Annotated in this window: 14 protein-coding genes and 1 pseudogene; 10 read left to right on the top strand and 5 right to left on the bottom strand. The window is 73.9% G+C overall.

The window, feature by feature from the left end; translation table 11 throughout:
- The first annotated feature begins 70 nt into the window (after positions 1–70).
- Together ACGGZK_RS07765 and ACGGZK_RS07760 are read left to right on the top strand one after the other, a co-directional pair.
- Complete coding sequence (locus ACGGZK_RS07765; protein WP_395245700.1) at positions 71–1,006, top strand: helix-turn-helix transcriptional regulator; 936 nt, start codon at positions 71–73, stop codon at positions 1,004–1,006.
- Positions 1,003–1,311, top strand: coding sequence for a YciI family protein (locus ACGGZK_RS07760; protein WP_395245699.1), 309 nt, complete (start codon positions 1,003–1,005; stop codon positions 1,309–1,311). Before ACGGZK_RS07765 ends, ACGGZK_RS07760 begins: the two co-directional genes overlap by 4 nt.
- A gap of 38 nt (positions 1,312–1,349) precedes the next feature.
- Here ACGGZK_RS07760 and tal read toward each other — a convergent pair whose 3' ends face one another.
- From tal to folE, 3 genes are read right to left on the bottom strand one after another with little or no spacing between them, the layout of a single operon-like run.
- Positions 1,350–2,441, bottom strand: a complete 1,092-nt coding sequence (gene tal / locus ACGGZK_RS07755; RefSeq protein WP_395245698.1) for a transaldolase — start codon at positions 2,439–2,441, stop codon at positions 1,350–1,352.
- Positions 2,438–3,691 carry an NAD(P)/FAD-dependent oxidoreductase gene (locus ACGGZK_RS07750; protein ID WP_395245697.1) on the bottom strand — a complete coding sequence of 418 codons (1,254 nt, stop codon included), beginning with the start codon at positions 3,689–3,691 and terminating at the stop codon, positions 2,438–2,440. The genes tal and ACGGZK_RS07750 overlap by 4 nt, the downstream gene beginning before the upstream one ends.
- Positions 3,688–4,338, bottom strand: coding sequence for a GTP cyclohydrolase I (folE, locus tag ACGGZK_RS07745; RefSeq protein WP_395245696.1), 651 nt, complete (start codon positions 4,336–4,338; stop codon positions 3,688–3,690). The genes ACGGZK_RS07750 and folE overlap by 4 nt, the downstream gene beginning before the upstream one ends.
- Before the next feature lie 82 nt (positions 4,339–4,420).
- On the opposite strand from folE, the gene ACGGZK_RS07740 reads away from it, so the two are divergent.
- The 5 genes and pseudogenes from ACGGZK_RS07740 to ACGGZK_RS07720 all read left to right on the top strand — a co-directional run bounded on the left by ACGGZK_RS07740 (position 4,421) and on the right by ACGGZK_RS07720 (position 7,696).
- Entirely contained in the window at positions 4,421–5,092 is a 672-nt protein-coding gene (locus ACGGZK_RS07740; RefSeq protein ID WP_395245695.1) for a helix-turn-helix transcriptional regulator, read from the top strand.
- Between the two features lie 97 nt (positions 5,093–5,189).
- Positions 5,190–5,867 carry a response regulator transcription factor gene (locus ACGGZK_RS07735; protein WP_395245694.1) on the top strand — a complete coding sequence of 226 codons (678 nt, stop codon included), beginning with the start codon at positions 5,190–5,192 and terminating at the stop codon, positions 5,865–5,867.
- A pseudogene (locus tag ACGGZK_RS07730) lies at positions 5,854–6,627 on the top strand (HAMP domain-containing protein); the annotation flags it as partial. The gene ACGGZK_RS07735 and the pseudogene ACGGZK_RS07730, both read left to right, overlap by 14 nt.
- A 64-nt stretch (positions 6,628–6,691) precedes the next feature.
- Complete coding sequence (locus ACGGZK_RS07725; protein ID WP_395245693.1) at positions 6,692–7,159, top strand: sensor histidine kinase; 468 nt, start codon at positions 6,692–6,694, stop codon at positions 7,157–7,159.
- A gap of 102 nt (positions 7,160–7,261) precedes the next feature.
- Positions 7,262–7,696 carry a hypothetical protein gene (locus tag ACGGZK_RS07720; protein ID WP_395245692.1) on the top strand — a complete coding sequence of 145 codons (435 nt, stop codon included), beginning with the start codon at positions 7,262–7,264 and terminating at the stop codon, positions 7,694–7,696.
- Between the two features lie 52 nt (positions 7,697–7,748).
- Here the strand turns inward: ACGGZK_RS07720 and ACGGZK_RS07715 are convergent, their stop codons facing one another.
- Together ACGGZK_RS07715 and ACGGZK_RS07710 are read right to left on the bottom strand one after the other, a co-directional pair.
- Complete coding sequence (locus tag ACGGZK_RS07715; protein WP_395245691.1) at positions 7,749–8,213, bottom strand: GtrA family protein; 465 nt, start codon at positions 8,211–8,213, stop codon at positions 7,749–7,751.
- A 2-nt stretch (positions 8,214–8,215) separates the two neighbouring features.
- Positions 8,216–9,823 carry a hypothetical protein gene (locus tag ACGGZK_RS07710; protein ID WP_395245690.1) on the bottom strand — a complete coding sequence of 536 codons (1,608 nt, stop codon included), beginning with the start codon at positions 9,821–9,823 and terminating at the stop codon, positions 8,216–8,218.
- Between the two features lie 177 nt (positions 9,824–10,000).
- Here ACGGZK_RS07710 and ACGGZK_RS07705 point away from each other — a divergent pair, with 177 nt between their 5' ends.
- Genes ACGGZK_RS07705 through ACGGZK_RS07695 form a run of 3 tightly spaced genes read left to right on the top strand, consistent with a single transcriptional unit; the run spans position 10,001 to position 12,884 of the window.
- Positions 10,001–10,828 carry a hypothetical protein gene (locus ACGGZK_RS07705; protein WP_395245689.1) on the top strand — a complete coding sequence of 276 codons (828 nt, stop codon included), beginning with the start codon at positions 10,001–10,003 and terminating at the stop codon, positions 10,826–10,828.
- Between the two features lie 20 nt (positions 10,829–10,848).
- Positions 10,849–11,523: a response regulator transcription factor gene (locus ACGGZK_RS07700; protein WP_395245688.1), complete on the top strand. Its 675-nt coding sequence runs from the start codon at positions 10,849–10,851 to the stop codon at positions 11,521–11,523.
- Complete coding sequence (locus tag ACGGZK_RS07695) at positions 11,520–12,884, top strand: sensor histidine kinase (RefSeq protein WP_395245687.1); 1,365 nt, start codon at positions 11,520–11,522, stop codon at positions 12,882–12,884. Before ACGGZK_RS07700 ends, ACGGZK_RS07695 begins: the two co-directional genes overlap by 4 nt.
- Positions 12,885–12,890: the final 6 nt, after the last annotated feature.

The following is a 12,890-nucleotide window of genomic DNA, read 5'->3' as shown; positions in this document are numbered from 1 at the left end:
CGGGAGTTCCTGCTGGGACGTGTACTCGCAGGGCACCCCTCGCGCGAGGGAACCGGCCTAGCCTGTCGGCATGGACAACCGAGCCGAGGTCCGCGAGTTCCTGACGACTCGCCGCGCCCGCCTCTCCCCCGAGGCGGCGGGGCTGACCGCGGGCCCGAACCGCCGCGTCGCGGGCCTGCGCCGCGGCGAGGTCGCGATGCTCGCCGGCGTCAGCGTCGAGTACTACGCCAAGCTCGAGCGCGGCGCGATCGCCGGGGCATCCGCCTCGGTCCTCGACGCCGTGTCGCGGGCGCTCCAGCTCGACGACACCGAGCGCGCGCACCTGCTCGACCTCGCCCGCGCCGCCGACGGCATCCCCACCAGCGGCCGCCCGCGTCGACGACCCAGCAGGGCGGATGCCACGCGCCCGAGCCTGCAGTGGGCGCTCGCGTCGATCACCGACGCGGTCGCGTTCGTGCGCGACCCGAGGCAGAACCTGCTCGCCGTGAACGACCTCGGTCGCGCGTTCTACTCCCCGGTGATCGGCGACGGCGGGCGCACGCCGAACCTCGCCCGCTTCCAGTTCCTCGACCCGGCCGCCCGCGACTTCTACCCCGACTGGGACCGCTTCGCCGAGATGTGCGTCGCGATCATGCGCGCCGAGGCCGGCCGCGACCCGCACGACACCGGGCTGCAGGACCTCGTCGGCGAGCTGTCGACGCGCAGCGAGGTCTTCCGGCGGCTCTGGGCGGCGCACGACGTGCGAACGCACGGCGCCGGCACGAAGCGGTTCCACCATCCCGTCGTCGGCGAGCTCGTGCTCGCCTACGAGGAGCTCGCACTCACCGCCGAACCCGGCAACGTCATGCTGATCTACTCCGCCGAGCCCGGGTCGCCGTCGGCCGAGCGGCTCCGGTTGCTCGCATCGTGGGGCGCGGAGCACCGGCCGGCGCCCGCGGCGACGCCCGCGAACGCCGCTGCGGCCGAGGCCGCGGAGGCCTCCGCCGCTCCTAGGCTGGACGCATGAGCACAGGCCCGGTGGAGTACCTCGTCACGGCGTTCGACGGCACCGACGAGGAGGCGCCCGCACGCCGCCTCGCCGTGCGCGAGGCGCACCTCGCCGGAGCGCAGCGCCTCGCCGACCGCGGCGAGCTGCTGAGCGGCGGCGCGATCCTCGACGAGGAGGGCCGGATGATCGGCTCCTCGATGCACGTGGCCTTCGCCGACCGGGCCGCCTTCCAGGCCTGGTACGACGCCGAGCCCTACCTCGCGGGCGACGTCTGGCGTGACGTCACCGTGCGCCCCATGCGCATCTTCCGACCCACGGCCTGAGCTCGGGGCATCCGCCGCCGTTTCCGTCCCGAAGGAGCTCAGGCCGCCTCGGCCGCCTCGAGCAGCCGCTGCCACGACTCGCCGAAGGCCGCGACGCCGGCCCGCTCGAGGGTGGCCGCGACATCGCCGAGGTCGACGCCCGCGGCCGCGAGCGCGTCGACGACGTCCCGCGCGTCGCGCAGGCCGGGATGCACGCCGTCGGCCGGGATGCGCCCCTCGGCCTCCACGGCCCGCAGCGTCTTCGACGGCATCGTCTCCACCACGTGCGGCGCGACGAGGTCCTCGACGTAGCGGGTGGCGCGCATGCCGGGATCCTTCACGCCGAGCGAGGCCCACAGCGGGCGCTGGGGATGCGCCCCGGCGGCGGCGAGCGCCTGCCACGGGGCATCCTCGAGCGACGCCTCGAACTCGGCGTACGCGAGCCGGGCGTTCGCGACCGCGGCGCGTCCGCGCAGCGGGTGGGCGCGGCCGCCGGATGCCTCGGCCAGCCGCCGGTCGACCTCGACGTCGACGCGCGACACGAAGAACGACGCGACCGACCGGATGCCCGCCAGCGGGATGCCGGCCTCGCGCGCGCGGTCGAGCCCGCGCCGGTGGGCCGCCATCACCTCGCGGTAGCGGGCGAGGCCGAACAGGAGCGTCATGTTGATGCTGAAGCCCTCGGCGGTCGCCTCCTCGAGGGCGCGAACGCCCGCATCGGTGGAGGGGATCTTCACGAGGACGTTCGGGCGGTCGACCAGGGCACGGAGCTCGCGGACCTCGGCGAGCGTCGCGTCGGCGTCGTGGGCGGCATCGGGGGTCACCTCGATCGACACGAACCCGTCGGCGCCGCCCGAGGCGTCGTGCACCGGGGCGAGCACGTCGCACGCGGCGCGCACGTCGTCGGCGACGAGCCCGAGGGCCGTCTCGCACGCGCTGCGCGACGCCGCACGCCCGGCCGCGAGCTGCGGCGCGTACGCGTCGGGGTGGTCGGCGAGCGCCGTGGCGAAGATCGTCGGATTGGTCGTCACGCCGGTCACGCCGTGGGTCGCGACGAGGTCGGCCAGCCGCCTCGAGACGAGGTCGTCGCGGGAGAGGTCGTCGAGCCAGATGGCGACGCCGGCCGCCCGGAGGTCGTCGGTCGCGCTCATGATGCCGCCGCCCGTTCGAGCATGCGCAGCGGGATGTCGGGGTCGCGCAGCGCGTCCGGCGACACCGGGCCGCCCGCGGCGACGAGCTCCTTGATGTCGTCGTTGACGTCCCACACGTTGACGTTCATGCCGGCCACGACCCGGCCGCCCCGCTGCCAGAAGGCGATGAACTCGCCCGACGCCGGGTCGCCGCGGGTGACGACCTGGGCGTCGCGCGTGAGCGGCGCGAACCCGGCGTACTCCATGCCGAGGTCGAACTGGTCGGTGTAGAAGTACGGGATCGCGTCGTGCGCGACGGCTTGCCCGAGCATCGCCCGCGCCGCGGTCGTGCCGCCGTCGATGGCGTTCGCCCAGTGCTCGCTGCGGAGCCTTCGGCCGATACGCGGATGCACGGCGTTCGCGATGTCGCCCGCCGCGAAGACGTTCGGCGCGCTGGTGCGCAGCGCGGCATCGACGAGCACGCCGTCGCCGGTGTCGAGGCCGGCCCGCTCGGCGAGCTCGATGCGCGGCATCGCGCCGACGCCGACGACGACCAGGTCGGCGGGCACGACCGTGCCGGTCGCGAGCCGCACGCCGGTGGCCCGCCTCCCATCGCCGACGATCGCCTCGACCGCGATCGACGTGCGGATCCGCACCCCGTGGTCGGCGTGCCGGCGGGCGAAGACCCGGCCGAACTCGTCGCCGAGCGCGGCGGCGAGCGGAATGGGGTCGCGTTCGAGGATGGCGACGTCGTTGCCGAGGGTGCGGGCGGTCGCGGCGACCTCCATGCCGATCCAGCCGGAGCCGATGAGCACCAGCCTGCGGCCCCCGCCGCGCAGCTCCTCGCGTAACCGGTCGCTCTCGTCGAGCGTGCGCAGCGAGACGACGCCGTCGAGGTCGACGCCCGGGATGGGCAGTCGGCGCGCCACGGAGCCGGTCGCGAGGAGGGCGCGGTCGAAGCGGAACCGCGCACCGTCCTCGGCGGTCACCTCGCCGGCCGGATCGAGGTCGACGATGCGGGTGCCGAGGTGCAGGTCGACGTCGTGCTCGGCGTACCAGGCGGGGTCGAGCACGTCGAGGCTCGCGCGGTCGTCGCTGCCGGCGAGGTAGTCCTTCGACAGCGGCGGGCGGAGGTAGGGCGCATGCGGCTCGGTGCCGAAGAGGCGGATGCGGCCGTCGTAGCCCTCGTCGCGCAGGGTCCTGGCGGCGGTGGCGCCGGCGAGCGCCGCGCCCACGATGACGATGTCGGCGATCGTGCCGCGGCCGTTCATCGGTCGGCCCACGATTCCGCGAAGCGGGCGCGTCCCGTCTCGGCGAGCTCGCCCGTGAAGCGAGTGGTGCGGGTGATCGCGCCGGCGGATCGCACGCCGCGCACCGCCATGCAGAGGTGCTCGGCCTCGAGCACGACGCCGACGCCGCGCGGCTCGAGCCGTTCGACCAGGCAGTCGGCGACCTGCACGGTCAGCCGCTCCTGGAGCTGCAAATCGCGGGCGAAGTGCTCGACGACGCGGGCCAGCTTCGACAGCCCGAGCAGCCGGTCGCCGGGGAGGTAGCCGACGTGCGCGACCCCGCGGAACGGCAGCAGGTGGTGCGCGCAGAGCGACGTGAACGGGATGTCCCGCACGAGCACGAGCTCGTCGTAGCCCTCGTCGTTCGGGAAGGTGGTGAGGCGGAGCGGGGCGGCGTCGAGCAGCTCCGCGTAGGCGGCGGCGACGCGGCGGGGCGTGTCGGCGAGCTGCGGATCGTCGGCGTCGCGGCCGAGCGCGGCCAGCAGTTCGCCCACCGCGGCCTCGGCGCGGTGCCGGTCGATCGGACCGGGCCAGGGCCCGCGCACGGGAGCGGGAACGGGGGCCGCGACCGGGTTCGGGACGGCGTGGAGCGGCCGGTCGTCCTCGTCGGAATCGGTCGTCAGTGACATGATCGCCTCCTCGGTATGCAGTGAGGGTACGTACGTCGAGTTTCTTAAGTCAAGAAATACTTTTTTAGAGATAGGATGCGGTATGGCCACCGACCCGCTCACCGCCATCGCCGCGCTCGCAGACCCGGCACGACGGGAGCTCTACCGCCTGCTCGAAGCCGGCGACCGGCCCCTCGGCCGTGACGAGCTCGCCGAGGCGACCGGCCTCCCGCGCGCCACCGTCGCCTTCCACCTCGAGAAGCTCGTCGACGCCGGCGTGCTCGTCGCCGAGTTCGCCCACCGCGGCGACCGACGCGGCCCGGGATCGGGGCGGCCCGCGAAGTTCTACGCCCTCGCACAGGACGAGCTCTCCGCCACGGTGCCGCCCCGCCGGTACGACCTCGCGGCCGAACTCCTCGCCACCGCCGTCGAGCGCGCCGACGCGTCGGGCCGGCCCGTCCGGGAGTGCCTCCTCGCGGTCGCCGCGGAACAGGGCGAGGCATCCGGTGACCCGGCCCGCCCGCTGGCCGACACCCTCGGCGACCTCGGCTACGACCCGGTCGACGACGACGCGGGCGGCTACCTGCTCGCGAACTGCCCGTTCCACCGCCTCGCCAGCCGGCACACCGACCTCATCTGCTCGGCCAACGTCGCGTTCGCGGGAGCGCTCAGCGAGGCGTCCGCCGACCACCGGCCCGTGTGGCTGGAGCCGCTCGCGGGCGGATGCTGCGTGCGCGTGGGGCCCGAGGCCGGCGAGGCCGAAGCCGCAGGGTGAGTGAACTGCGGCACGCCCACGCCAGCGCGGATCCGCTGCGGATTCAGCCTGGTTTCAGGCAGCGCGTGGACGCTTGGCCGCACGGGAGGAGGGCCGCGTGCGCGTGCTCATCGTCGAAGACGAGCCCCGGTTGGCCGAGGGCATGCGCCGAGGCCTCGAAGCCGAGGGCTTCGCCGTCGACCTCGCGGCGAACGGCGTCGACGGGCTGTGGCTCGCCGGGCAGCAGCCCTATGCCGCGATCGTGCTCGACCTCATGCTCCCCGGCCTCAGCGGATTCACCGTCTGCCGGCGGCTGCGCGACGACGGCGTCTGGACGCCCGTGCTCGTCGTCACGGCGAAGGACGGCGTACTCGACCAGGTCGAGGCCCTCGAGACCGGTGCCGACGACTACCTGACGAAGCCGTACGCGTTCGCCATCCTGGTGGCGCGGCTCCGCGCCCTGATCCGCCGCGGCGACACGCCTCGACCGCCCGTGCTGCGGGTCGGTGACCTCTCGCTCGATCCGGCGACGCGACGGGTCGAGCGCGGCGGCGCCGAGATCGACCTGACCGCGCGGGAGTTCGCGGTGCTGGAGTTCCTCTTCCGGCATGCGGGCGAGGTCGTCGGCAAGCGCCGTATCCTCGACGGCGTCTGGGACTTCGGATTCGACGGCGATCCGAACATCGTCGAGGTCTACATCCGCCACCTCCGGAACAAGATCGACCGACCGTTCGGCCGCGCGAGCATCGAGACGCTCCGCGGGGCCGGGTACCGGCTCGCCGATGACGCGACGTGAGCCGACCCGCCGGACCGGCGTGCGGGTCCGGGTCACCGCGACGGCGACCACGATCGTCGCGGTCGGACTCGTCCTCGCCGCGGCGGCGCTGTGGGCGACCCTGCGCTGGTCGCTCGTCGACGGGCTGCACGATGGCGCCGAGCAGGACGCGTCGGCCGTGTCGTCCCAGATCGAGGAGGGCGGGCTGCCGTCGGGCAACGAGTTCGACGACGACCGACTCCTCCAGGTCGTGGCGCCGTCCGGCGAGGTGGTGGCCCGCAGCGAGGGCGCGCCGGACACACCCGTGACGGAGCCCGAGTCACCCACCGAGGTCGTCGACGTCGAGGGCACCCGATACGTCGTCGCGGTCGAGTCGGCCGGCGAGGACCGCTGGGTGATCGCCGGACGCCCGACCGACGACGCCGACCAGACCTCGGCCCTGGTCGCGATCGTGCTCGCGATCGGCGTGCCGTTGCTGACCGTCCTCGTCGGCGTCGTGACCTGGATCGGCGTCGGGCGGGCGCTCGCCCCCGTCGAGCGGATGCGCCGACAGGTCGACGACGTGACGTCGACCACGTTGAGCCGGCGCATCGACGAGCCCGCGACGCGCGACGAGATCGCCCGGCTCGCCCGCACCCTGAACGCCATGCTCGACCGCCTGGACCTCGCGCAGACCTCCCAGCGGCGGTTCATCTCGGATGCGTCGCACGAGCTGAAGTCGCCGCTCGCCGTGCTGCGCCAGTACGCGGAACTCGCGCGCGACCACCCGGCGCGCATCGGCGACGGTGAACTCGCGGCCGCCGTGCTCGACGAGGGGTCGCGACTGGAGTCGCTGGTGCAGGGGATTGCTGCTCCTCGCCCGCGCCGACGAGGCCGCGCTGCGGCTCGACCGGCGGGACGTCGACCTCGACGACCTGCTCCTCGAGGAGGCGCAGCGCCCGCGCGGCGACGCGCGGATCACGGTCGACACGAGCGCGATCACCGCGGTGCGCGTGCTGGGCGACCGCGACCTGCTCCGGCAACTGGTGCGCAACCTCGTCGACAACGCCGCAAGGGCCGCCGCGTCGACGGTCGCGTTCCGGCTCCGCAGCGAAGGCGGCGCAGCGATCCTCGTCGTCGCGGACGACGGCCCTGGCATCCCGGCCGCCTCGCGCGACGAGGTGTTCGAGCGGTTCGTCCGCCTCGACCCCGGTCGTGCCCGCGACCACGGCGGGACCGGGCTGGGGCTCGCGATCGTCGCCGAGATCGCCCGCGCGCACGGTGGCACCGCCAGCGCGGACGCCGATCCCGAGCTCGGCGGGCACGTCTCCTGATCACGCTGCCGGCAACCGGCGAGGTCTGAGCGAAGGTTCAGGGCCGCTTCAGCGGATGGATCCGACACTGGAGCCGTCCACGAGGAATAGGAGTCCCACCCATTGAGGAAACGCACCATCGCCATCACGGCGGCCGCAGCCGGAGCGCTGCTGGTCGCGGGCGGCACGGCAGCCGCGACGTTCGCATCGACCACCGCCCCGAGCGCCGGGTCGGAGGACTCGTCCACCCCGATCACCGGCAGCGCGCTCGACCAGGCGACCGCGGCGGCGATCGCCGCGGCCGGGCCCGGCACCGTGACCGAGTCGGAGGCCGGCGGCGACGAGGCCGCGTACGAGGTCGAGCTGCAGCTCGACGCCGGCGGATCCGTCGACGTCCGCCTCGACGAGCACTTCACGGTGCTCGAGGTCGCGTCGAACGCCGACGAGCACGACGGCGAGCACGCCGACGACCAGGGCGACGGCGACGGCGAGACGGCCGACGACACCGCCGGCGCCGTCGACACCGGCGACGGCGACGGCGAGACCGCCGACGACTGACCCGGCCCGCCCGGCAGGATGGACCGCCCGATCGGGGCGGTCCATCCTCGCGTCAGCGCCGGAACACCCACTGCCGGTACGCGACGAACCGCAGTGCCGAGCCCAGCACGAGCCCCACCACGTTCGCCGACAGGTTGTCGGCGAACGCCGACGTGAGATGCATCCCGTAGTGCGAGATGGCGAGGCACGCGAGCGCGACGAGGCTGCCGGCGACGCTCGCGATGAAGAACTCCATCGCCTCGCGCGCGGTGTCGGCGCGGCGCACGCGGGTGCGGAACGTCCACGCCCGGTTGCCCAACCAGTTCACCGCGATCGCCGCGACGAGCGCGACCGCCTTCGCCGCGACGGGCCAGCCGTGCACCCCGTCCGGCGCATTCGCGCGCAGGAGGTTGAACAGGCCCACGTCGACGAGGAACCCGAGCCCGCCGACCAGCAGAAAGCGCAGGGCCTGGGTGGCGACCGAGGCCTCGGTGGCCACGCGGGTGGCGGTGTCGGCGGACGTCGTCGCTTCGGACATCGTCATCCCTTCTCGAGGTGGTACACGACAGTGCGGTGGATGGTCCGGCGGTCGACGACCCGGTAGCCGTTCGCCTCGAGCGCCACGACGTCGGGTGGCGCCTGCGACGCCGCGCCGGGCAGTTCGAGGGCCCAGACCGTCGGCTCGTCGAGGGTCGGGGCGATGTCGGCGACGGGCCAGGTCAGGTCCCAGATGCCCGCTCGCGTCGCGTACGGCGTGCGCAGCGCGACATCCTCCAGGCCGGCGAACGCCTGCGGGTAGAGGTGCATCGCGAGCCGCGGCCGGCGCGACGGCTTCGTCGTCCGGTCGAAGACGACCGCGTCGCCGACGCGCGCGTGCGCCTGTACGAACGCGGCAACGGCCCGCAGGTCGCTGCCGCCGTCCTTCGCCCACTCGGTGCGCTGGTGCAGGTAGACCGGGAGCACCGTCGCCGCGGCGACGAGCGCGACGGTCGCGCCGACGACGCGGACGACGGCCGGGCCCCCGGATGCCGCACCTCGCGCTCGACGTGCCCGCAGGGCCGCCGCGGCCGCCTCGACGCACGCGACCGCGCCGACCGCGACCAGCAGGGCGACGGCCGGTGTCGCGAACGACAGGTACCGCGGACTGTAGGCGGGCGCCACGAACGCGTCAACGGCGAGCAGCGCGGCCGTCGGCGCGACCACCCAGGTGATCGCGGGGACGAAGCCCTGCGGGAGCCTCCGTCCGCGGCGCACGGAGGCGAGCGTCGCGAGCACCCCGCCGAGGACCAGCGCCCACGCCGGCACCGCGACCGGCACCGACCCGAACCACTGCCGCACGAGCACCCCGTCGGGCGAGGCGTAGCCGCGTTCGGCGAGGAAGTGCAACTGGTGCCGCTGCGCGGCCGCGGCGGCCAGGATCGGCACCGAGCCGGCGAGGGCGACGACGATCGCGAGCGCCCAGCGCCACCGGATGCCCCGCGCCGGTCGACTGGCCTCGACCAGCGCCAGGTGCACGGGGACGAGCAGGAGCAGGTACACGAACAGCGTCGCGGCGAGCGCGAGCGCCGCGCCGTACGCGGCCCACCACCACCGGGAGGCGACCCGCCTCCGGATCAGCTCGGTGCACGCGACGGTCGCCCACACGGCCAGGGCTGCTCCGAGCGCGTACGACCTGGCCTCCGTCGCCATCGCCGTCGTCCGCGGCAGGACGGCGACGAGGACGCCGCCGAGGAGCCCGATCCGGGCGTCGAACCATCGGGTGCCGAGCACGACGGTGCCGGCGGCGAGGAACCCGACCGCGATCGCGCTGGGCGCGCGCGTCGACCACTCGCCCGCGCCGAAGGCGGCGATCCACAGGTGCAGCAGCGCGTAGTAGAGGCCGTGCACGGCGTCGATCCGGCCGAGTTCGAGCGCCAGGCTCGGCCAGGACCGCTCGGCCGAGAGCACGCTCGCGCCCTCGTCGCCCCAGTACGACGGGATGCCGGCTCCGGCGTACCCGACGACGACGGCCGCGAGGCCGACCACCCAGGCCCGCGCGGCGAGCGGATGGCGCGAGGGGAGTCGCACCAGCGGCGCCATCCGCTCCCGCCCGCGCGTCGAGCCCGACGACGGGTCGTCGCCGACGCGGACCGCCTGCGAGAGGGCCATAGCCGTGATCGTGGGCCGATCGCACCCCGGTGCGCTGGGAATCGCCCCGCCCGGATGTGAGAGTCCTCTCACGATCGGCGGGTGCGGCGGAGGCGCCGCCCGGTTCGTGTGAGATTCCTCAGCCGAGCGGGCACTCGGGCCGGGCGGGCGCCCAGCCGCGGTCGAGAGGGTGCGAGCATGACCACTGCATCGACCGAGCACCTGCGCACCGTGCTCTTCAACCGCATCCCCGAAGTCACCCTCGTCTTCTGGGTGATCAAAGTCCTCTCCACCACCACCGGGGAGACCGCCGCCGACTACCTGATCGACCAGGTCGGCCTCGGCCTGACCCTGACGGCGCTGCTCATGTCGGCCGTCCTCACCATCGCGCTGTTCGTCCAGTTCCGTACGCGGCGGTACCAGCCCATCGCGTACTGGACGGTCGTGGTGCTGGTCAGCATCGTCGGCACGCTGATCACGGACATCCTCACCGACGAGCTCGGCGTGAGCCTCTGGCTGAGCACGGGGGTGTTCCTCGTCCTGCTCGGGGCGACGTTCGGCATCTGGTACGCGAAGGAGCGCACCCTGTCGATCCACACGGTGTTCACCCGCCGCCGCGAGGCCTTCTACTGGCTCGCGATCCTCGTCACGTTCGCGCTCGGCACCGCCGCCGGCGACCTGCTGTCCGAGACCATCGGCCTCGGGTACCTCGTCTCGACGATCCTGTTCTCCGCGCTCATCGCCGCCGTCGCCGTCGCGTGGCGGGTCTTCGGCGTGAACTCGGTGACGTGCTTCTGGATCGCCTACGTCCTCACGCGCCCGCTCGGCGCGTCGATCGGCGACCTGCTCTCGCAGCCGGCTTCGCACGGCGGGATCGGGCTGGGCACGACCGTCACGAGCGTCGTGTTCCTCGCGGTGATCGTGGTCCTGGTCGGCGTCCTGACCGTCCGAATCCGCCGGCAGCGTGCCGAGGCGGAGGGGCGCATCGCCACCTCGCCCTTGGATCAGCTCGCCGAGCCCGCCTAGGCTCCCCCAGGGAGGCGAGCGTGCTGGTGCGAGTGCTCATCGTCGACGACGAGCCGGAGATGGCGGAGCTCATCTCCCGCTCGCTCGCGAGTGACGGCTACGACGTGCGCACCGCGTTCGACGGGATCCAGGCGCTCGCACTCGCTGCCGACGAGCATTTCGACCTCGCGGTCGTCGACGTGACGATGCCGGGCATGGGCGGCTTCGAGCTGTGCCGGCGGCTCCGCGACCAGTCCGACGGGCTCGGCATCCTGCTGCTCACCGCACGCGACGCGATCGACGACCGGGTGCGCGGCCTCGACGCCGGAGCCGACGACTACCTGACCAAACCGTTCGCGTTCGCGGAGCTCACCGCGCGCCTGCGGGCCCTCCGTCGGCGCGTGGACATCGGTTCGATCCGGATCGAGGCAGGGAACGTGGTGCTGATCGCGCACCGCTACCGTGCGACGGTCGGCGGCGAGGAGATCGCATTCACCCGCACCGAGTTCGACGTGCTCCGCTACCTGCTGGCCCGGCCCGGCCAGGTCGTCTCGCGCGACGAGCTGCTGTCGGACGTGTGGGGCTCCGACCGATACCACTCGAACGTGGTCGACCAGTACGTCAGCTACACCCGCCGCAAGCTGCAGCGGGCCGGCGCGACGGTGCACATCGACACCGTTCGCGGGGTCGGCTTCGAGCTCGTGGTCGACCCGTGAACCTCCTGCGGTGGTCGATCCGCGCCCGGATCACGGTCGGCGCGACGCTCATCGCCGCCCTGCTGCTCCTGGTGGCAGGCCTCATCGTCTATCACCAGGTCGAGCGCATCATGCAGACCGCGGAGGGCGAGCTGCTTGCCGGCATCGAGGCGCCGTACCGGACGGCGATCACGACGGAAGGCGACGAGGAGCTCGACCCGCCCGGCGAGGGCCGGCTCGTGCTCATCACCGACCCGTCGGGTGCGGTCCGGCTCGACACCATGCCGTCCGGGCTCTCGGAGGCGATCGCCGAGGCCGGGCCGCCGGCGGGATCGGTGACGCAGGTCGCGTACGCGGGCGACGCCTACCTCGTGCGGACGACGGTGATCGGCACCGCCGAGGGCGTCTGGCAGGTCGTCACCGCCCGCGACTTCGGCACGTCGCAGCAGATCCTCGACGGCGTCGCGCTGCTGCTCATCGTGTCGTTCGCGGTCATCGCTGCGGGCTTCGCGGCGTCGGCGTGGTTCATCTCGACGGCGTCGTTGCGGCCGGTCACGCGGTTGCAGCGGTCCGCCGAGCGGCTCGCGGCCGACGAGCGGTCCGGGCTCCTGCCCACCGGCCCGGCGGACGACGAGATCGATGCGCTCGCCCGCACGCTGAACGACCTGATCCTGCGGGTCCGCGCGTCGGCCGACCGGGAGCGGCAGGTCGTGTCGGATGCCTCGCACGAGCTGCGCACCCCGCTCGCGATCCTCAACGCCCGCCTCGAGGTGGCGCTCGACCCCGGCGCCCCACCGGAGCGGGTGCGCGCGGACGTCGCCGAGGCGCAGCGCACCCTGCGCCGCCTGATCCGGATCGCGCAGGCCCTGCTCGACCTCTCCCGGGCCGAGGCACCGGGCAACGGCAGCGCCTCGACGCTCGAGCGCCTGGCCGCGGAGACGGCCGACGCGATCGACCGCTGCCGCACGACGGTCGCCGCGCCGGGGTCGGACATCGACTTCGCGATCGACGTGGCCGAACCGTCGGCGGTGGCTGCGGTCGATGCGCAGGACTTCGGGCGCGTCCTCGACAACCTGCTCAGCAACGCCGTCCTCGCGGCACCCGACGGTTCGAGCGCGGTGGTGCACGTCACGCTCCGGCAGGGCGCCGAGGCGGTCGATCTGCTGGTGGCCGACCACAGCGGCGGCATGCCGCCGGACTTCGTCGACCGCGCGCTCGATCGCTTCGCCCGTGCGGACGGCACGCACTACGACGGCGGCGGGCTGGGCTTGTCGATCGTCGCGGCGATCGTGGAGCGCACGGGCGGCGGCATCTCGCTCGCGAACGACCCCGGGGCAGGACTCGAAGTCCGGGTGGCGTTCCCGCTGGCACCCGCCGGCTGACGAGCC

Origin of the sequence: Agromyces sp. MMS24-K17 (assembly GCF_043950245.1) — a bacterium.
GTDB lineage: Bacteria > Actinomycetota > Actinomycetes > Actinomycetales > Microbacteriaceae > Agromyces.
This window is presented reverse-complemented; position numbering and strand designations above follow the sequence as displayed.